Genomic DNA, 18,674 nt, shown 5'->3' on the forward strand with positions numbered 1-18,674 from the left:
GCGGCCGCAGCAGGCGAGCGTTTTTTCACAACCTCTCAGGCCAGAGCGGCCGTTGCCCGCGGCGCTGCGCATCGAGCGTCGACCTGCAGGCAGGACACAGGCGCGTGTCGCGCAGCATGGTCTTGTCCACCTCGCGCCAGAGCGGCTGCGCCGGTAACAAGCCGCCACACAAGGTGCGATCGGCAAAGCCGCCCAACTCGAGCTGACGCGCGACCAGATGCACACGCACCTCACGGCAGGCGAACAGGTCAAGCTGCTCGTCCGGCTCGATCAGTTGATAGGCGTACAAAGACCAGGCAGAACGCGGCATCGATGGCTCCTAGGCGGGGGCGCCACATTAGCCGAAAGACCGCTCGCGGAAAAGCCTGTCAGAGCAGCGACCGCAGGGTCGGCCAGAGGTTTTCCAAGAGTACTGACTGAGCAGCGACGGCTGGGTGAATGCCATCGCGCTGCATCATTTCGGGCACACCTCCCACCCCTTCAAGAAAGAAGGGCACAAAGGCCACCTGCTTCTCCTCCGCCAAGCTGGCAAACACCTGTGCAAAAGCGGTCGTATAGCGCACACCGTAATTGGGTGGCAGGCGCATCCCCAAAAGCAGCACCGTGGCCCCTGCTTCCTGCGCCCGTTCAATCATCGAAGCAAGATTCTGTTGCAATTGAGCAGGGGGCTGGCCACGCAAGCCATCGTTGCCGCCCAGCTCCAAAATCACCAGGCTTGGCTGATGCTCGGCAAGCAGCCCAGGCAGCCGTGCGGCGCCGCCTGCACTGGTATCACCACTGATCGAGGCATTCACCACCTGGTGTTCATAACCCTGCTCGGCCAGGCGTTTTTCCAGCAACGCGACCCAGCCCTGACGGGTATCCAGGCCGAAAGCCGCGCTGATACTATCGCCAACGACCAGCACGGTGTCCGCCAGCGCGACCTGCCCCCAGCACAACAGGGTAAAAATCGCACTCATTAACCCTGCACGCATTGGATTCTCCATGAGCTCAAGCATTCTTACCGCCCGCAACCTTAGCAAAGTGGTTGTCAGCGCGGAAGGCGAGTTGACCATACTCCACGACCTGTCCCTGGCGCTGAAAAAGGGCGATAGCCTGGCCATTGTCGGCAGTTCTGGTTCGGGCAAGTCGACCCTGCTCGGCCTGCTCGCCGGCCTCGATCTGCCGAGTGGCGGCAGCGTCGCCTTGGCCGGGCACGACCTCGACACACTGGATGAAGATCAGCGTGCCCGGGTGCGCGCCGAGCATGTCGGCTTCGTGTTTCAGTCCTTCCAGTTGCTCGACAGCCTCAATGCCCTGGAAAACGTCATGCTGCCGCTTGAGCTCGAAGGCCATGCCGATGCCCGCCAGCGCGCCCGTGCGCTGCTCGAACGGGTCGGTTTGGGGCAGCGGTTGACCCATTATCCGCGCCAACTCTCCGGCGGCGAACAGCAGCGCGTGGCCATTGCCCGCGCCTTTGTCGCCGAACCCGACGTGCTGTTCGCCGACGAGCCCACCGGCAACCTCGACAGCCACACCGGTGAACGCATCAGCGACCTGCTCTTCGAGCTCAACCGGGAGCGCGGCGCGACCCTGGTGCTGGTCACCCACGACGAGCGCCTGGCCCATCGTTGCCAGCGCCTGATCCGCCTAGAAGGCGGCCACCTGGTCGACCACGTTGAACCCTGATGACGCACTTGCCGTTTGCCCGACTGCTCTCGCTGGCGACCCGCCAACTGCTGCGCGACGCCCGCGCCGGCGAGTTGCGCGTGCTGTTTTTCGCCCTGTTGATTGCAGTCGCAGCCAGCACCGCGATCGGCTACTTCAGCGCCCGATTGAATGACGGCATGCTGATGCGGGCGACCGAGTTTCTCGGCGCCGACCTGCTGCTCAGCGGCAGCTCGCCCGCCGCACAGGAACAGATCAGTCGCGGCAAACAGCTGGGCCTGGATCACTCCCAGGTGGTCGAGTTCTCCAGCGTGATCGCCAGCGATGCCGGCATCCAACTGGCCAGCGTCAAAGCCGCCGACAATGCCTACCCCCTGCGCGGCCAGCTGAAAAGCGCTGCGGCCCCCTACGCAGCCGAGCAAGCCGGCCCCGGTCCGCAACCGGGTGAGGCCTGGGCCGAAGCACGCTTGTTCGCCGCGCTTGAACTGAGCGTCGGCGACACCATAGAAGTCGGCTCGAAAAACCTGATCCTGCGTCGGGTCCTGACCTACGAACCGGATCGTGCCGGCGACTTCTACAGCCTGACCCCGCGCGTGCTGATGCACCTGGATGACCTGGCTGCCACCGGCGTGGTGCAGCCCGGCAGCCGGGTGCGTTACCGCGAGCTCTGGCGTGGCACGCCGGAGGCCCTGAGCGCTTACCGCCAGGCAATCGGCACCAATCTGGCGGCCAATCAGCGCCTCGAGGATGCCCGCGACGGCAATCGGCAAATCGGCAGCGCCCTGGGCCGTGCCGAACGCTACCTGAATCTCGCCAGCCTGGCGGCCGTGCTGCTCGCCGGGGTTGCGGTGGCCCTTTCGGCCGCGCGCTTCGCCGCCCGACGCTTCGATGCCAGTGCCTTGCTGCGCTGCCTTGGCCTGTCGCGCAACCAGGCGCTGGGTCTGTTCAGCCTGCAACTGGCCCTGCTCGGGCTCGGCGCCAGCCTGATCGGTGCCCTGCTCGGCTGGCTGGCCCAGCATGGCCTGTTCTACCTGCTGCAGGACCTGCTGCCGACCCAGATCCCGGCGGGCGGCTTATGGCCCGCCCTCGCCGGCATCGCCACCGGTCTGGTCGCTCTCGCCGGCTTCGCCCTGCCCCCCTTGGCTGCCCTCGGCCGAGTGCCGCCGCTACGCGTGCTGCGCCGCGATCTGCTACCCGTGCCCACCAGCTCCTGGCTGGTATATGGCGCCGCCCTGTTCGCCCTCGGTCTGATCATGTGGCGCCTGAGTCTGGACCTGCAACTGACCTTCGCCCTGCTCGGCGGTGGCCTGGTCGCCGCCCTGCTGCTCGGCGGCCTGCTCCTGCTCGGCCTGCAAAGCCTGCGCCGTCTGCTGGCCCGTTCTTCACTGCACTGGCGCCTGGGCCTCGGCCAGTTGCTCCGCCACCCGCTGGCCGCCGCCGGGCAAGCCCTGGCATTCGGCCTGATCCTCCTGGCCATGTCCTTGATCGCCCTGCTGCGCGGCGAATTGCTCGATACCTGGCAGGATCAATTGCCCGAGCAGGCGCCCAATCATTTCGCCCTGAATGTATTACCGGCCGACAAGGAGGCATTCGCCGCGCGCCTGGCCGAACTCTCGCCCCATCCGGCCCCGCTCTACCCGGTGGTGCCCGGACGCCTGACCATGATCAATGGCGAGCCGGTACGGCAAATCGTCAGCAAGGAGTCACAAGGCGAGCGCGCCGTGCGCCGTGACCTCAGCCTGACCTGGGCGGCCGATCTGCCCGAGGGCAATCAGTTGCTCGCTGGCACTTGGTGGAGCGCGTCGACAACCGACGACTTGCCAGGGGTCTCGGTCGAGTCGGAGCTGGCCGAGAGCCTGCAGCTCAAACTGGGCGACCGCTTGCGTTTCAATGTCGGCGGCCTCGACCGCGACGCCCGGGTCAGCAACCTGCGCGAGGTCGACTGGAACAGCTTCCAGCCCAACTTCTACATGATCTTCGAGCCCGGCACCCTGCAGGACCTGCCGGTCACCTACCTGACCAGCTTCTACCTGCCCGCCCAGCAGGAACGACAGTTGGTCAAACTGTCACGCGCCTTCCCCGCGGTCACCCTGCTGCAAGTCGAAGCCCTGCTCGCGCAACTGCGCAGCATCCTGGCCCAGGTCACCCTGGCCATCGAATTCGTCTTGCTGTTCGTGCTCGCCGCCGGCCTGGCTGTGCTGTTCGCCGGCTTGCAGGCCACCCTGGACGAGCGCATTCGCCAGGGCGCCTTGCTCCGCGCCCTGGGGGCCGAGCGCAAACTGCTGGTCAAGGCGCGGCGGACCGAGTTCGCCCTGCTAGGGGCTATCAGCGGCCTGCTGGCGGCCATCGGCTGCGAACTGATCAGTTTCCTGCTCTATCGCTTCGCCTTCGATCTGACCTGGCACGCCCATCCCTGGCTATTGCTGCTGCCGCTGATCGGCGCGCTGCTGGTGGGTGGCGCCGGCGTGCTCGGTACCCGTCGTGCGTTGAATGTCAGTCCGCTGACGGTACTGCGCGAGGGCTGATAGACTCGCGATTCATTCGCCACCCCGCAGCCCTATGAGTCGCTATCGCCCACCCCGCTCCGCCGGTACGCCACTGATCACCCCCGAAGGCGAGGCGCGCCTGCGCGCCGAGTTGCACGAACTCTGGCACGTACGCCGGCCCCAGGTCACCCAATCGGTCAGTGAAGCGGCGGCGCAAGGTGATCGTTCGGAGAACGCCGAATACACCTATGGCAAGAAAATGCTGCGCGAGATCGACAGTCGCGTGCGCTTTCTCACTAAACGCCTGGAAAGCCTGAAAGTGGTCAGCAGCCGCCCCAGCGATGCCGACAAGGTCTATTTCGGCGCCTGGGTCACCCTCGAAGACGAGGACGGCAACGAGTCACGCTACCGGATCGTCGGCCCGGATGAGCTGGAGCTGAAACTCAACCTGATCAGCATCGACTCGCCCCTGGCCCGCGCCCTGATCGGCAAAGCCCTGGACGCCGAAGTGCGGGTAGCAACCCCGACCGGCGAGAAGACCTGGTATGTGATCGCCATCGATTACCCGTAATTGCGGGCGCCGCTCGGGACGAGGTTCAGCGCCGGGTGATCAAGCCCTGCCGGGCGACTCGCGTCAGCTCACGTACGCTGGCGTGCAGATGCTCGGCACTGGGTGCTTGCAGCACCGCCATATCGAAGCTATCGCTGGCGAAACGCGCCAGCGCCAGATGATCATCGACGAAGTGGATCAGAAAGGCGCGCGGCCCGCCCCAACGCTTGGGCCAGCCGTCGAGATAGCGCAGCAGGGTCGGCTGGTGACTGCCGCCGAGGAGAATTTTCGGGTTGCGCTGACTCAGCCCGGACGTGATCGGGGCCAAACGAATCAGTGGTTGGGGACAACTCATGCTCATGTCTCCGCCTCATGAATCCCGCCGGGCAGGTGAGAGGCGACACCGAACCAGCGCTTTAGCGGTATTTCGAAGCCTCCGCAGAGTACTTCTCAGAGCCTTGCAATCTGCAAGTGACTCGGCGCCCCGCAAGTAGCTGTTTAAATCGGCGCATGGGTCAGCATCCTAGAGAAGCCTACGTAATACTGTCAAGACAGCGCCCCGCACGGGAATCGAAGGCCATGAAAAACGATGTTCTGCGCCTGTTCTTTGCCCTGGGCTGCCCGCTTGAACTGGCCGAGGCCATCACCACCTGGCGCAGCAGCCTGCACTTGCACGGTCGTCCAGTCGCAACGGCCAACCTGCACCTGACCCTGGCCTTTCTCGGCCAGCAACCGCGTGCCCGCGTTGCGGAGTTGCAAGGCCTGGCGGGCGGACTGCGCGCCAAGGCCTTCGACCTGCACCTCGATCGCCTCGGACGACACCGCAATGGCTTGTTGTACCTGGCCCCGAGCCACACGCCAGAAGCATTGCTGGAGTTGGTCGAGCGGCTTAACAACAACCTGAACAGCGCCGCAATTCAGCTGGACAACCGACCTTTTCGCGCCCACCTCAGCCTGCTGCGGCACTGCCCCCTGCAACCAATCGACGCGGATCCATGCTTCGACTGGCCGGTCACCCGGTTTTCCCTGTTTGCCTCCGAGCAGGGTACGCGCGGCACCCATTATCGGCAGGTGCACACCTGGCCATTGTTGCGCAACGACCCAGGCGCAAGTGCTACCACCTGATAAGCCGCCACCCGCGAGAGCTGCACTGTTCTGCGCAAAAAAGCAGCACAGGAGACCACTGCCACACTGTTGTTCACTTAAGAAAAATGCCGCTTTCCCTTGGCAGGAAAGCGGCATTTTTCTGGTGTTGCAACCGCAACACGGAAGGCGCCCGCGTTGCTTGGCGGTGCTGCTTAAGCGGAAATTTGCTTGTCCAGCGACAGCTTGCCCGCGCCCTCGACCAGCACAGCCAGGCTTATCGCCAGCAATGCCAAGGCGAATTCATAGCCGTTGTTGCTCATGAAGAAGCCGTTGGCCAAATGCACGGTGACAATCGCCACCAGCATGGTCACCGCCAGTACTGCCGCCGCAGGGCGCACCAACAGACCGATGACCAGCGCCAGGCCGCCGAAGAACTCGGCGCTGCCGGCCAGCAATGCCATCTGATAGCCCGGCGCCAGGCCGATGCTCTCCATCCACTGGCCGACACCCACCAGCCCATAACCGCCGAACCAGCCGAACAATTTCTGCGACCCATGCGCAGCGAAGGTCAGGCCAGCGATGATACGCACGACGGTCAGGCCGTAACCGGCATGAGTGGCAACGACAGATTTGATCAGAGTGTTCATGGGCTGAAATCCTTGTGTGTGGGGGTTGATGGCGCCAAGACTAAACTAATAAACAGATATTAAAAGCCGATAAAATCGTTAATTAATATCGTATAAATAGATCACTCCCGCGTACTAACCACCGCTTCCTGCGGTTCCAGCAAATAACGCTCGCGGCTATAGGCAAGGTAGTACTTGTTCACACTATTTACATAACTGACTACGCCCATGCCGACTTGCTCCATGGCGATCCGCTCGACCTGAAAGAACCACTGATTGGCATTCAGGCCTCGCCGGCGGGCCTCGGCGCGCATGCTCTGCACCCGCTGCGGCCCCATGTTGTAACCCGCCAGGACGAAGGCCATGCGCTCGCGCTCGTTGAGCTGCGGGCTATTGAAGAAGTTGCGCCGAATCATCGCCAGGTACTTGGCGCTGGCCTGCACGTTGTTCTCCAGCACGCCAATATTGGCGACCCCGACACTGCGCGCGGCGGCCGGGGTTATCTGCATCAACCCGGTGGCACCACCGGCACCCCGTGCAGCCGGATTGAGGGTGGACTCCTTGAACGCCAGCGCGGCCAGGGTCAGCCAATCGAAGCCCTGCTGCGCGGCATGCCGCTGCAGCACCGGGCGCACCTTCTCCAGGCGCTGGCGTTCGGTTCGCCCAAGCGGGTAGTGCACCTTGTAGAGGCGCCGATAGATGCGCTGAAACGCGCCATCCAGATCGGCCGGGGCGCGATAGGTCGCCAGAAAGCGGTCGATACTGGCGCCCAGCATCGGTGTTTCCCGACGCAGGTACCAACGCATGTCGCCGTCCTTGACCAGCACCAGATGCGGCTCCGGGCGCAGCTTGGGCATGACCTTGGCCCAGCGCTCGGCAATCGGCTGCTCCACCGCGGTGACGCTGTAGATACCGGCCTGCACCATCTCCAGCACATCCTCGACGGCCAAACTGGGGTCGACCCACTCGATGATGATTGGCGGCCGCTTGTTCTGCAGCAGCTTCTGGTTGAACGCATGCACGGCAACGCCCGCTGCGCTACCCGCCGCCAAGGCCAGGCTACGCCCGGACATCTGCTCGAGACTCTGATAGCGCCGATCGCCCTGACGCGCCACTATGATCAAGGGGACATTGCTGCGGATCGCCGCACTGGCGCTGATGCCGCTGCCACCACGCACGGTGAGCAACTCCCCCGGCGCGACAAGATCGCCCTCGCCACGCTGCAGGGCCGCGAGCAGCTGGTCCTTGGCTGTGGGAATGATCTTCAGCTTGAGCGCACGGCCGTCGCGGGTGTTGCGATTGAGGTACTGCTCGAATGCGCGCAGTCGGTGGTATTCCACCCCGATGCTCTGGCCTTTGATTTCACCGGAGCTATTGCGGCTCTGGTTGACCAGCACACGCAGTTCACCGCTGCTGCGAATACTTGCCAGATCACGCGCCTGGGTCGGCTGCCGCACTTCCGGCGGCCCAGCCACGCGTGCAACCGCCGACAACGGCAGCAACAGCAAAAGGCAGAATACAAGCAGCGGGCGCGACATCGAGTCTCCACGGCAAGGGCGGCCACCAGGCGTCATTGGCCGAGTGAGAGTACCGCAGCGCTCGCCAAGTTCCAGGAATGCGTGGGGCGCGGAGATTCGCACAGCTCGCGTCGGGATACCAGCCCGATGACTGACTCAACATTACAAAGCCGCTATAAGAGGCTGTAATTTATGGGTTTATTTAAAACAAAAAAGCTCTGTTATGCTGCCAACCCCAGCCCATAGGTCGCACCATGCAACTCATCGATATAGGCGTCAACCTGACTCATCCCAGCCTCGCCGAACAGCGCGAGGCCCTGCTCTCCCGTGCCTATGCCGCCGGTATCTGCCAGATGCTGCTGACCGGTACCAGCCTCGAACAAAGCGAACAGGCCCTGGAACTGTGCCGCCAGCTGGATGAAAACGGCCAGCGCCTGTTCAGCACCGCCGGCATCCATCCCCACGATGCCAGCAGCTGGAACAGCGACAGCGCCAACCAACTGCAGGCCTTGCTGCGTGAGCCGCAGGTGCGCGCAGTGGGTGAATGCGGGCTCGACTTCAATCGTGATTTTTCGCCGCGCCCACAACAGGAAAAAGTACTCGAAGAACACCTGGCCCTGGCCGTCGACCTGCAGATGCCGGTCTTTCTCCATGAACGCGACGCTGACCAGCGCCTGCTGGAGATCCTGCGCGACTACCGCGACCGCTTGCCGGCGGCGGTGGTGCACTGCTTCACCGGAGAAAAACGTGCCCTGTTCAACTACCTCGACCTCGACCTGCACATCGGCATCACTGGCTGGATTTGCGACGAGCGCCGCGGCACCCACCTGCACCCGCTGGTGCGGGAAATTCCGGTCGGCCGACTGATGCTGGAAACCGATTCACCGTTTCTGCTGCCGCGCAGCCTGCGCCCGAAACCGAAAAACGGCCGCAACGAACCGGCCTTCCTGGTCGAGGTGCTCCGAGAGGTAGCGCTGCACCGCAACGAAAGCCTGGAAACCCTGGCGGCCCACAGCACCGCTTGCGCCCGGCAGTTCTTCAGCCTGCCCGTCGTTGCCGAGACAGCCGCCGAGAGCGACCACGACTGAAGCCCACGGCTGCCGCCCGACGCAACACTTATGATGCAACACCTATAAATAACCGCGACAAGGCTTTTCCTAAAGTCCGCAGCCAAGCGGTCGTTAACCTGATCGGACCGTCCTGTTGATAAAGATCAACAGACGCTATGCAGTTTCGCGAGACAGTAATGGCACTTTGCCAAATTGCTTTCACCGCCAGCAGAAGAAGACATCTATGGGCTCTTGGGTTCGCGACCTTTCACTCAAATACAAGTTCTGGGCCGTCAACGCCGTGGCCTTCTTTACCACCCTGATGCTGGTGCTGTATGCCCTGCAACTCGAACAACAGGTACGCGTCGACGCGGCCAAGAGTGCCGCGCAAGCGCAGGCCAAACTCCTGAGTGCCTGGCCGGCAGGTCAGCCGCTGCCTGGCGGCGCGCATCTGCTGGCGTTTGCCGATGGCCAGACGCCGCCGCTGGCCAACAACCAGGGCGCCAGCCTGAGCCGCGCTCGCGGCTGGGTAGCCCTGGAGCATGACCCGCTGTCTACCCAAGACGGCTTGATTGGCGCCGAGGTCATCGACCTGAACCAGGGCCAGCGCCTCGCCGTACTGGCCCACGCGCCCAGCCTGATGCAGGTGATCACCGAGCGCGCACTGAGCTATGCACTGGTTGTTGCCCTGTTGATGCTGGTCCTGCTGGCGGCCTCGCAACTGCTGATCCACTTCCTGCTGAGCCACCTCAACACCCTCAAGGATGTGATGCTCCAGGTCGAGAAAAGCGGTGACCTGGCAGCACGTGTACCACTCGACTGCCGCGACGAAGTCGGTCAGATGGCCACGGCCTTCAATGCCATGCAGGCGGGTTACCAACGTGTGGTCGGCATTGTTGCGCAGACCGCCGCACGCCTGGACGAAGGCGCCGAGCGCATGGCCCTGAGCATGCGCGACGTGCGCCAGGGCATGCTCGACCAGCAAAGCGAGACCGAGCAGGCGGCCACCGCGATCAACGAGATGTCCACCACCGTCCACCACATCGCCCAACACACGGCGGATACCCGCGATCAATCAAAAAACGCCGAGCAACTGGCGGGCAGCGGTCAGCACGTAGTCGAGCGTGTCGGTCAGTCGATCGCCGGGCTATCCAGCGGCGTGCAACAGACCGCACAGATGATCCAGCAACTGGCCGTCGACAGCCAGAAAATCAGCGGCGTGGTCAGCGAGATTCACGGCATCGCCGAACAGACCAACCTGCTCGCCCTCAACGCCGCCATCGAGGCTGCCCGCGCCGGCGAAATGGGTCGAGGCTTTGCCGTGGTGGCCGACGAGGTGCGCAATCTGGCCAAACGCGTGCAGGTCTCTACCGATCAAATCACCCTGATGATCTCCTCCCTGCAAAGCGGCACCCGCGATGCCGTCGAGTTCATGCAGGAAAGCTCGCTCAAGGCCGATGACTGCGTGCAACAGGCCCACGAAGCGGGCGAGGCACTGCTCGCCATCACCGGCTCGGTGGCGCAGATGCGCGAGAGCAACACCCAGATTGCCGTGGCTGCCGAGCAGCAGAGCCAGGTGGCCGAAGAAATGAATCGCTCCATCGTCAGCATTCGCGACGTCACCGAGCAGACGGTGCAGCAAACCACCGGCTCCGCCACCACCAGTTCCGAGCTGGCGGCCTTGGCCGGCGAACTGAACAGGGCGATCCGCCAGCTCAAACTGTAGCAACAGGAACAGGATTGAAACGCGACAAGACTCCGTAGCCCGGATAAACCGCAGCCCGCGGTGCAATCCGGGGATCGGCTACGGATTGCGCTGGCGCTTGGGCAGGCTACGGTGCTTTTTGCTGGTTAACCGAACACCGTGACCGTCTGCCGGCTGATCGCCAGCAACTCCCCGCGCGGACTCCACAGGGCGGCGGCGATATGCCCGTAACCGTCACGGGCATGCTCGATCCGCGCACGATAGAGGCACCAGTCGAGGGTATTCAGCTCGGCGACCGGCTGGACAAACTCGATGGTCCAGGTCAACGAGCTGCCCGGAGCCGGGGCCTGCAGGTGCGGCAGTACCGCTGGAGGCCAGGCATCGACCAGGGCCAGCAGGTGCGCCTCGCTGACCGGCTGCACCTCGCCACCCTCGCGCAAACGCACCCAGCCACCCATTTCCCGTGAGGGGTTGTTGCTGAAGGGCATGCCGCCGATGCCCCAGCGCATGGCCAGGAAGCGAGTGAACTCAGGGGTCACATTGCGCACATAGGCAAGTTCCGGGCAGTCCTCGACCGGTTTGATCTGCGGTGCGGGCTCAGCCACAACCGTGATCGCCGACTCGCGCGGCGCGCCGAAACTGCCCTGCACCAAGGTCACCACCTGGCCGTTCTGCACCGCGCGGCCCAGCACCTGGCTGACCGCCTTGCCTTCACGCAGTACCTCGACGTCAAAACTCACCGGCACATCCGGCGCGGCCGGGCCGACGAAGGTGATCGCCAGCGAACGCGGCGGCCGTCCTGCGGGGACGTGAGCGCGCATGGCTTCATACACCAGCGCGGCCATCAAACCACCGAAACTGGCCCGCCCCTGCGCCCAGACAGGCGGGACCACCACTGCCTGCGGGTTGACGCGCACGGCCTGGAGCAACTCGGAAAAATCCATAACCACCTCAAGACATCGATAGCAGGTGATCTTAGGGGAAATATACGGTGGGGCGAAACGACGTTTCGGCCAATTGACGTGGGCAAGTGGCGCGTCGGGCGCAGGCACCTACTCAGTCGAGGTGAAATCCTCTTGCAGCGCCAGCAATGCCAGATCCGCCTTCTCCTCGGCTGCCTGCATTGCCGTGCGCCAGGCGTCGACACAAGCAGCCAGATCCCCTTCCCGCTCGGCCCGTTGCAACCACTGCAAGCGATCATGCCAATCACCCAGCGCCGACTGCGCCGCCTTCAGGCGCGCCAGGGTCTTGGTCGACAATCCGCTGCGCTTTGGATAGGCCTCGGCGCCGTAGCGCACACGCTTGATCAACAAGCGCAGGCGATGGCGATCATGTGCCGGATCGATCAAGGCCTCGGCCAGACGTCGTTGCTGCTTGGCCAGGCGGCGTTTGACCCGTTTAGCCAGGCCACCCAGTTCGGCGTCCGCCGCGGCTTGGCGCCACGACTGCGGCCATTGATCCAGCGCCTCGAACAGCGCTGGCAGCGGGTCGTCGGCCAGCAGCGCACGATAACCATCGAGCAGCCGCGACTGACGCCGGCTGACCGCACCATGCATACCCAGACTCTGCAAATGGGCGATCAGCACCTCGAGATCACGCAGCGGCCCACTGATTCGTCCAAGCTTGGCCGCCTGTTGCTGCAGCGCATCACAGGCCTCCACGCCACGCAGCGGCTGCAGCAGGCTGCGCAGTTTGCGCAGGGCAATGCGCAGATCGTGCAGGGCTTCAGGGTCGGTCGCCGCCAGTAAACGTTCGCGGCAGGCATACAGAGTGATCTGCAGCCGCAGAACCTGCTGCAACTCGTCCTCGATAAAACGCCCCATGGGATCCTCCTTTCCAGCCTGCTAGAACTGCCAGCTTAGCAGGGCGTTGGCAAACCAATGCCCATGGGGGTAATACCAACAATGTCCGGCGCACTAGCTGCGGTCATCGCCAGTTGCTCCCGACCTTAGGGCAGCCCGCCAGGGCAACGCCCGGCGCAATACCGCCAGGAGGGAGCGCAACACTGCCGGGCAGGCCTCGCCCCCGGCATAGCGCTGCGCCTCGAAGGCGGCAGCGAAATCATGGATGGCCTGCGCCTGGGCCGGCAAGGCCAGCGCCGCGCGCTCGGCATAGGCGCGCGCGCCTTCGCCCGGCTGACGCGGCACGGCATGCCGCGCCAGCAAACGCTCGAAACGCCGGAACAGACGCTGTTGCGGATCACGCTCGCGCTGCCAGGGCTTGAATAGCCAGAGCGCCAGCAGGCTGAGCAGCAGCCCACCGCCTCCCACCAGGCTGAGCGCCAGGACCCGGGTGTCGATACGGCCGAACCAGCGTTGCAGCAACTCCAGCTGCTGCGCGCCCTGGTAGCCGAGCACCAGGCGCTGCCAACCATGGTTGAGGTTGTCCCAGCCCAGGCGCAGCTGGTTCAGCCAAGTCAGCTGGCGGTAACGCAACGGCGAGAAGGGCGAGCCCTCGAGAAAGCTTTGCTCGTCGACCAGCGCCTCCTCCAGCCCCAACTCGATGCGCTCCGGGGCCACCTGGAAGGTCGGGTCGACACTCACCCAACCCTTGCCTGCCTGCCAGTATTCGACCCAGGCGTGGGCATCGAACTGGCGCACCTGGACATAGTCGCCGCCGGGGTTGTACTCGCCCCCCTGGTAGCCGGCCACCACCCGTGCCGGAATGCCGGCCGCGCGCAGGACGAAGGTCATGGCGCCAGCGTAATGGGCGCAGAAGCCGTTGCGGCTTTCGAAGAGGAAATCATCGATGCTGTTCAAGCCCAACCGTGGCGGACGCAGGGTATAGCCGAAGGGCTCGCGGTTGAAATGGCCGAGCACGGCCCGCACCAACTGCTCAGGCTGCGGATATTGCCGTTTGAGTTCGGCGCCCCAGGCGCGACTGCGTGGATCGCCGTTCTCCGGCAGTTGCAGGGCGCGGCGCAGGTTATCGCTGGAGCCCGCAGGCTCGCGCAGTGCCGCTGGCCAGGATGTCACCTGGTAGAGCAAGGTGCGCTCGACCGGCCGCCCGCGCTGCAGGCGGTAATCACTCATCTGCCGGGTGTTTTCGAGGCTGGTTTCGGCCACATCCAAGGCGAACAGCCAGGACTGCGAACTGGGCTGCATGACGATGCTGTAGCGCAGCGGCTCGCCCTGTTTCTCCCAGGCCGGCGCCTGTGGCAACCGGGCGAAGGCGCTCTGCGACCAGCGCCTGCCGTCGAAGTGCTCGAAGGTCAACGCCCGCCAGTAGAGTTGCTCGCGGGGCGGAACCGCGCCGGCGAAACTGGCGCGGAAGGCCAACTCGCCCGAGCGGCTCAATTCGGCAATATCCGCCGGCGCCATGCTCTCGGCCAAACCGCTGACCGCACGTTCGCTCGGCTGCGGCAGTGACCACAGCGGCCCCAGACGCGGGAAGAAAACGAACAACAGCAGCATCAGGGGCACGGCCTGCAGCAGCAAACCGGCAGCCAGCCGTGCGGTGGTCCAGGGTTGCACTGCGACGCCACTCTGCTGCAGGCCGATCAGGGCCGCCAGCAAGGCGGTGACCGGCAGCAGGCTGAACAGCGCGACAAGCAGGCTGTCGTCGAACAGATAGGCACTGACCACCACGAAGAAGCCGAGAAAGATCACCACCAGGGCATCGCGGCGCGTGCGCATTTCCAGCAACTTGAGGATAAAGGCGGCAACCAGCAACACCACCCCGGCATCCAGGCCGATCAGGCTGCCGCGGGAAAGCAACACACCGACGGCCGTGCCGAGCATCAAGCCGCCCTTGACCCAGGCATTCGGATAACCGGCACGCATGCGCAGGATCTGGATGCGCCAGGCCGCGCAGCCCAGCCACAAGCCGACGATCCACAGCGGCAGATGGCCCAGATGCGGCACGATCACCAGCACCTGGGCGACCAGCAACCAGGTCAGGCTGATCCGCGGAATGTCCGCCGGCCTGCTCACGCCGGCGTACCGAACAGTGCCAGGGCGCGCAGGCAGGCATCGCGATGCTGCTCGCCGCTGGCGGGCGCCAGCACTTGACCCGGCAAGCGCAGGGCAAAAGGCTGCTGGCGCTCGGACAGTTGCAGCACCCAGTAACAGAGCAGCGCCAGACGCAGCTCGACATCGCCCGCCAGCGCCTCGAAATCCAGGCACGGATCGCGCCCGCTGAGCGCGGCGAAGTCCTTGACCAGTAGGCCCTGGCCGCGGGAATAAGCCTTCCAGTGCAGACGCCGCTTGGAGTCGCCGGGCTGGTAGCTCTTCAGCCCCTGGAAATCCTCGCTGCCCGGACCCTGGGCACGCATGCCCTGCTCGTCCAGCTCATCGTCAGCGCCTGCGGCCAGCGGCAGCTCGCCCGCAAGCGGCTGCGGATAGACCAGCAGCGTCTGATCCAGGTCGACCCAGCTCCAGGCCACCAGGATTCCCAGCGGGAAACGACTCTCGACCCGCAAGCGCCCCGGCCGCAGCCAGCCGCGGCGCAGCGCCGGCAGGCTCAGCTCGCACTCGCTGACGCCCTGCGCCGGCACATCCTGAGTCTGATATGCCGTGCTCGGCCAGCCCAGGGCGATCGCCTGGTGCGCCCGCGCGCTGCTTTCCAGACGCAGGCGAAACTGCCCCTGCTCGCCGACGAACACCGACCTTGCCCCACCTGCCTTGAGCACCAGACCCGCCAGGTTGCGGTAGGTGTGCAGGATGGCGACGATAAACACCGATGCCAGCAGAAACGTCAGGGCATAGGCCAGGCTGTTCTGGTAATTGATCGCAGCCAGCAGCATCAGCAGCAGCGCCAGGGCAAATGCCACCCCGACCCGGGTCGGCACGATGAAGATCCGCCGCTGGGTCAGGCGCACGCTGGCGGCGGGAGGAATCCGTCGGCTCAGCCAGCGCTGCCAGTGCCGTTTGAGCAGTTGCCCAAAATCGAGCTGTTGCCTCAAAGCGCCGGCACCTCGCGCAGCAACCATTGCACCAGCGCGCCGCCGCCATGCCCGGTCGGATCGCTGCGCTCGCGCAGACGGTGACCGACCACCGCCGGCAACACCGCCTGCACATCCTCGGGGATCACATAATCGCGGCCGTCGAGGAAGGCCCAGGCGCGGGCGGCGGCGAGCAAGGCCAGGCTGGCGCGCGGCGACAGGCCCCAGGCGAATTGCGGCTGGCTGCGGGTGGCATCGACCAGGCGCAGCACATAGTCGATCAGCGCGTCGCTGGCGCGCACCCTTGGCACCTCGGCCTGGATCAGCGCCAGTTCGGTATGGTCGAGAATGGCCTCCAGGCGCGGCAGCAACGAGCGCCGCGAATCGCCGAGCAGCAGGGCTTTTTCTGCGGCCTTGGCCGGGTAGCCGAGGGACAGGCGCATGAGGAAGCGGTCAAGCTGCGACTCGGGCAAGGCGAAGGTGCCGCTTTGGCTCACCGGGTTCTGCGTGGCAATCACGAAGAAGGGATCCGGCAGCGGTCGGGTCGCGCCCTCGATGGTCACCTGGCCCTCCTCCATGGCTTCGAGCAACGCGCTCTGGCTTTTCGGCGTGGCCCGGTTGATCTCGTCGGCCAGCACCAGTTCGGCGAAGATCGGCCCCGGGTGGAAGAGGAACTGCCCGCTTTCCCGGTCGAACACCGAGGTGCCGAGGATATCGCCGGGCAACAGGTCGGAGGTGAACTGGATGCGCTGAAAGCTCAGGCCCAGGACCCTGGCCAGCGCGTGACTGAGGGTGGTCTTGCCCATGCCCGGCAAGTCCTCGATCAGCAGATGGCCACGGGCCAGCATACAGGCCAGGGCCAGACGCACCTGCGGCTCCTTGCCCAACAGCACCTGATTCACCGCGTCCAGGCAGGCATTCAGTCTTGTGCGCATCGTTCGCTCCGGCACTTCATCCAAGTGCGTCGATGCTACTGGCCAGCATCAGGCGGGCAAAGCACCGTGAAACCTTTGCTGACGAAACTGTCAGCGCGGTTCTCACTTTCAGGCGAAAAACTACAAACGAAAATGCCCGGCCATGCCCTGCAGTTCGCGGCCCAGTTGCGCCAAGCGAATGCTCGAATCAGCCGTCTCGTCCATCGCCAGCGAGGACTGATCGGCGATATCGCGAATCGAGGTGACGCTGCGACTGATCTCTTCGGCCACCGCCGTCTGCTGTTCGGCTGCCGCGGCGATCTGCTGGTTCATCTCGAAGATCAGGGTCACCGCCTCGGCAATCCCGGCCAGGGCGCCTTCGGTCTGATTGGCATCCTCGACCACATGGGCGACCAGGGCGCCACTCTGCTGCATGTCGGCCACCGAGCGGCGCGCGCCCTCGCGCAACGTGGCAATCAGGCCTTCGATTTCCGCGGTGGACTGCTGGGTGCGCTTGGCCAAAGCGCGCACCTCGTCGGCCACCACGGCAAAGCCGCGACCCTGATCGCCGGCACGGGCGGCCTCGATGGCGGCGTTGAGGGCCAGCAGGTTGGTCTGCTCGGCCACGCTCTTGATCACATCCAGCACCGAATCGATGCGCTGGGTGTCCTGGCTGAGGCGCTCGATGCTCTGGGTGGTGGTGTCCATCGCCGCCGCCAGCTGGTCGATCCGCACCAGGGTCTGGCGCACCACCTCGGCGCCGCGACCGACCCGGTTATCGGCGTCCGCGGTGGACGCGGCGGCGGCCTCGGCGTTACGCGCCACCTCATGCACGGTGGCGGTCATCTCGCTCATGGCGGTCGCCACCTGATCGGTTTCCACCCGCTGGCCATTGACGCCCAGGCGGGTCTGCTCGGTAATCGCCGACAACGACTGCGCCGAAGCGGAAATCTGGCTCACCCCACCCTGCAACTGGCCGACCATCTCGCGCAGGTTGTTCGACATACCCTGCATGGCAGCCTGCAACTGACCCACTTCGTCGCTGCGCTGGACCTCGATGCGTACACTGAGGTCACCCTCGGCGATCTGCCGGGCCTGCGCGATCACCTGCTTGAGCGGACGCACGATCAGCAGGGTGATCGCCAGGGTCGCCAGCAAACCGATTACCAGGGCCAGCGCCGCGGCCAGCAAAATCAGCCAGCCACTGGCCTGCAGCTGCGCCTGCATGGCGCTCTTCTGGCGGGAGTAGGCCTGTTCCGCCAGCTCGACGATGCGCTCGGCCTGCGTCACCAACAGGGCATATTCCTGCTTCTGCTGGCGCAAGTGGCCGTTGTACTCCTTGAGCCGTTCATTGAACGAGTCGACGTTGCCGATGACTTCCGCCAGCACCGAGGCATAGCCCGGGCTATTCATGGCATCGCGCAGCTCGCCGGCCAGGGTCTGTGCATCGAGGGCCTGCTGGATCTCGCCCTGGGCGACTTCAGCCGTAGTGCGGCTCTGCTGCAGGCGTACGCGGGCTTGGTCGAGCGCTTGCAACAGCAACTGATGAACCTTGCCGATCTGTCCGGCCTGCAACACCGACTCGGCGCCTTGGGTACCCTGGCTGCTCTCGAGCAGATCGACACCGTCCTCGGCCAGGCCATCCCCGATCAGTTCAAGGCTGTTGGCGGCGCTGACCACCAGCCAATTGGCCGCCTCCAGGGACAGGCTCATGTTATCGGTCAGTTCGACATAACGGTCGAAGGCCGCGCGGTACTGGTCGATGGCAGCATCGACCTCGCCCAGCAGCTGCCCCTCGGCAGCCGGCAGTTCGGCCTGCAGGGCTGCGCTGCTGGCCAGCAGCGTCTGCGTCTGCTCATGCAGGCGCTGGACATGAGCAGTGTCGGTAGTCAGGGCGAAATCCTGCTCGCTACGGCGGATCTGCAGGACCTGGGTGTTGATCGCGCTCATGCGCTCGAGCAACACCGAGCGGACACCGACCTCGCGCAGCGCCGAATAGCCGGTGGCGGCAACCACCGCAGTGAGCGCCAGCACCACGCCAAAACCCAGGGCCAGTTTCTTCGCCGTACTCAAGCTGGCGACGTGCCGCTGCAGATCAGTCCACATATATCCCACTCCACCCCGGGCACTGACGAACCCGGCTCGTCAGCTGAACCCGCAAGATAGAAGCGCGAGGCTGCTGGCGACAAGCCAGCAACCGGGGCGATTGTGC

17 protein-coding genes and 1 pseudogene are annotated in these 18,674 nt (G+C 64.8%); 6 read left to right on the top strand and 12 right to left on the bottom strand.

From position 1 onward, the window contains the following. Positions 1 to 25: 25 nt before the first annotated feature. Positions 26 to 310, bottom strand: coding sequence for a hypothetical protein (locus tag R3355_RS04590; protein ID WP_318960246.1), 285 nt, complete (start codon positions 308 to 310; stop codon positions 26 to 28). A 58-nt stretch (positions 311 to 368) separates the two neighbouring features. Then, positions 369 to 974, bottom strand: coding sequence for an arylesterase (locus R3355_RS04595; protein ID WP_413243480.1), 606 nt, complete (start codon positions 972 to 974; stop codon positions 369 to 371). A gap of 10 nt (positions 975 to 984) precedes the next feature. Between R3355_RS04595 and R3355_RS04600 the strand changes: the two genes are divergently transcribed. The 3 genes from R3355_RS04600 to greB are packed head-to-tail and all read left to right on the top strand — an operon-like array spanning position 985 to position 4,704. Continuing rightward, complete coding sequence (locus tag R3355_RS04600; protein ID WP_318946050.1) at positions 985 to 1,668, top strand: ABC transporter ATP-binding protein; 684 nt, start codon at positions 985 to 987, stop codon at positions 1,666 to 1,668. Next, entirely contained in the window at positions 1,668 to 4,172 is a 2,505-nt protein-coding gene (locus tag R3355_RS04605) for an ABC transporter permease (protein WP_318960247.1), read from the top strand. Before R3355_RS04600 ends, R3355_RS04605 begins: the two co-directional genes overlap by 1 nt. 34 nt (positions 4,173 to 4,206) lie before the next feature. After that, positions 4,207 to 4,704: a transcription elongation factor GreB gene (gene greB, locus R3355_RS04610; protein ID WP_318960248.1), complete on the top strand. Its 498-nt coding sequence runs from the start codon at positions 4,207 to 4,209 to the stop codon at positions 4,702 to 4,704. Positions 4,705 to 4,729: 25 nt separating this feature from the next. Here the strand turns inward: greB and R3355_RS04615 are convergent, their stop codons facing one another. Further along, entirely contained in the window at positions 4,730 to 5,038 is a 309-nt protein-coding gene (locus tag R3355_RS04615) for a class I SAM-dependent methyltransferase (RefSeq protein WP_318960249.1), read from the bottom strand. Positions 5,039 to 5,262: 224 nt separating this feature from the next. Here R3355_RS04615 and thpR point away from each other — a divergent pair, with 224 nt between their 5' ends. Beyond that, a complete protein-coding gene (gene thpR, locus R3355_RS04620) occupies positions 5,263 to 5,808 on the top strand; it encodes an RNA 2',3'-cyclic phosphodiesterase (RefSeq protein ID WP_318960250.1) in 546 nt (181 codons plus the stop codon). Positions 5,809 to 5,981: 173 nt separating this feature from the next. Here thpR and R3355_RS04625 read toward each other — a convergent pair whose 3' ends face one another. Together R3355_RS04625 and R3355_RS04630 are read right to left on the bottom strand one after the other, a co-directional pair. Further along, complete coding sequence (locus R3355_RS04625) at positions 5,982 to 6,416, bottom strand: DoxX family protein (protein WP_318960251.1); 435 nt, start codon at positions 6,414 to 6,416, stop codon at positions 5,982 to 5,984. Positions 6,417 to 6,517: 101 nt separating this feature from the next. Next, complete coding sequence (locus R3355_RS04630) at positions 6,518 to 7,933, bottom strand: transglycosylase SLT domain-containing protein (protein ID WP_318960252.1); 1,416 nt, start codon at positions 7,931 to 7,933, stop codon at positions 6,518 to 6,520. A 233-nt stretch (positions 7,934 to 8,166) separates the two neighbouring features. On the opposite strand from R3355_RS04630, the gene R3355_RS04635 reads away from it, so the two are divergent. Further along, positions 8,167 to 9,000 carry a TatD family hydrolase gene (locus tag R3355_RS04635; RefSeq protein ID WP_318960253.1) on the top strand — a complete coding sequence of 278 codons (834 nt, stop codon included), beginning with the start codon at positions 8,167 to 8,169 and terminating at the stop codon, positions 8,998 to 9,000. A gap of 205 nt (positions 9,001 to 9,205) precedes the next feature. Continuing rightward, positions 9,206 to 10,687: a methyl-accepting chemotaxis protein gene (locus R3355_RS04640; protein ID WP_318960254.1), complete on the top strand. Its 1,482-nt coding sequence runs from the start codon at positions 9,206 to 9,208 to the stop codon at positions 10,685 to 10,687. Positions 10,688 to 10,812: 125 nt separating this feature from the next. On the opposite strand, the gene R3355_RS04645 is transcribed toward R3355_RS04640, so the two are convergent. The 7 genes and pseudogenes from R3355_RS04645 to R3355_RS24290 all read right to left on the bottom strand — a co-directional run. After that, entirely contained in the window at positions 10,813 to 11,610 is a 798-nt protein-coding gene (locus tag R3355_RS04645) for a thioesterase family protein (protein WP_318960255.1), read from the bottom strand. Between the two features lie 108 nt (positions 11,611 to 11,718). After that, a complete protein-coding gene (locus tag R3355_RS04650) occupies positions 11,719 to 12,489 on the bottom strand; it encodes a CHAD domain-containing protein (protein WP_318960256.1) in 771 nt (256 codons plus the stop codon). 93 nt (positions 12,490 to 12,582) lie between these two features. Continuing rightward, entirely contained in the window at positions 12,583 to 14,598 is a 2,016-nt protein-coding gene (locus R3355_RS04655; RefSeq protein ID WP_318960257.1) for a DUF3488 and DUF4129 domain-containing transglutaminase family protein, read from the bottom strand. Continuing rightward, positions 14,595 to 15,596 (bottom strand): DUF58 domain-containing protein, encoded by a 1,002-nt coding sequence (locus tag R3355_RS04660; RefSeq protein ID WP_318960258.1) that lies wholly within the window; start codon positions 15,594 to 15,596, stop codon positions 14,595 to 14,597. Before R3355_RS04660 ends, R3355_RS04655 begins: the two co-directional genes overlap by 4 nt. Further along, positions 15,566 to 16,483, bottom strand: a complete 918-nt coding sequence (locus tag R3355_RS04665) for an AAA family ATPase (protein WP_318960259.1) — start codon at positions 16,481 to 16,483, stop codon at positions 15,566 to 15,568. Before R3355_RS04665 ends, R3355_RS04660 begins: the two co-directional genes overlap by 31 nt. A 120-nt stretch (positions 16,484 to 16,603) precedes the next feature. Further along, on the bottom strand, positions 16,604 to 17,476 hold the full coding sequence (locus R3355_RS24285; protein WP_413243482.1) for a methyl-accepting chemotaxis protein: 873 nt from the start codon (positions 17,474 to 17,476) through the stop codon (positions 16,604 to 16,606). Further along, positions 17,459 to 18,568 (bottom strand): annotated as a pseudogene (locus R3355_RS24290) (HAMP domain-containing protein); the annotation flags it as partial. The gene R3355_RS24285 and the pseudogene R3355_RS24290, both read right to left, overlap by 18 nt. Between the last annotated feature and the right edge of the window lie 106 nt (positions 18,569 to 18,674).

Source organism: Pseudomonas sp. (genome assembly GCF_033723075.1).
Classification (GTDB): domain Bacteria; phylum Pseudomonadota; class Gammaproteobacteria; order Pseudomonadales; family Pseudomonadaceae; genus Aquipseudomonas.

What these genes read in the sequence shown, in the direction of transcription:
- R3355_RS04590 (WP_318960246.1), bottom strand. Translation starts at nt 310, where the DNA reads ATGCCGCGTTCTGCCTGGTCTTTGTACGCCTATCAACTGATCGAGCCG.
- R3355_RS04595 (WP_413243480.1), bottom strand. Translation starts at nt 974, where the DNA reads ATGCGTGCAGGGTTAATGAGTGCGATTTTTACCCTGTTGTGCTGGGGG.
- R3355_RS04600 (WP_318946050.1), top strand. Translation starts at nt 985, where the DNA reads ATGAGCTCAAGCATTCTTACCGCCCGCAACCTTAGCAAAGTGGTTGTC.
- R3355_RS04605 (WP_318960247.1), top strand. Translation starts at nt 1,668, where the DNA reads ATGACGCACTTGCCGTTTGCCCGACTGCTCTCGCTGGCGACCCGCCAA.
- greB (WP_318960248.1), top strand. Translation starts at nt 4,207, where the DNA reads ATGAGTCGCTATCGCCCACCCCGCTCCGCCGGTACGCCACTGATCACC.
- R3355_RS04615 (WP_318960249.1), bottom strand. Translation starts at nt 5,038, where the DNA reads ATGAGTTGTCCCCAACCACTGATTCGTTTGGCCCCGATCACGTCCGGG.
- thpR (WP_318960250.1), top strand. Translation starts at nt 5,263, where the DNA reads ATGAAAAACGATGTTCTGCGCCTGTTCTTTGCCCTGGGCTGCCCGCTT.
- R3355_RS04625 (WP_318960251.1), bottom strand. Translation starts at nt 6,416, where the DNA reads ATGAACACTCTGATCAAATCTGTCGTTGCCACTCATGCCGGTTACGGC.
- R3355_RS04630 (WP_318960252.1), bottom strand. Translation starts at nt 7,933, where the DNA reads ATGTCGCGCCCGCTGCTTGTATTCTGCCTTTTGCTGTTGCTGCCGTTG.
- R3355_RS04635 (WP_318960253.1), top strand. Translation starts at nt 8,167, where the DNA reads ATGCAACTCATCGATATAGGCGTCAACCTGACTCATCCCAGCCTCGCC.
- R3355_RS04640 (WP_318960254.1), top strand. Translation starts at nt 9,206, where the DNA reads ATGGGCTCTTGGGTTCGCGACCTTTCACTCAAATACAAGTTCTGGGCC.
- R3355_RS04645 (WP_318960255.1), bottom strand. Translation starts at nt 11,610, where the DNA reads ATGGATTTTTCCGAGTTGCTCCAGGCCGTGCGCGTCAACCCGCAGGCA.
- R3355_RS04650 (WP_318960256.1), bottom strand. Translation starts at nt 12,489, where the DNA reads ATGGGGCGTTTTATCGAGGACGAGTTGCAGCAGGTTCTGCGGCTGCAG.
- R3355_RS04660 (WP_318960258.1), bottom strand. Translation starts at nt 15,596, where the DNA reads ATGGTTGCTGCGCGAGGTGCCGGCGCTTTGAGGCAACAGCTCGATTTT.
- R3355_RS04665 (WP_318960259.1), bottom strand. Translation starts at nt 16,483, where the DNA reads ATGCGCACAAGACTGAATGCCTGCCTGGACGCGGTGAATCAGGTGCTG.
- R3355_RS24285 (WP_413243482.1), bottom strand. Translation starts at nt 17,476, where the DNA reads ATGCAGGGTATGTCGAACAACCTGCGCGAGATGGTCGGCCAGTTGCAG.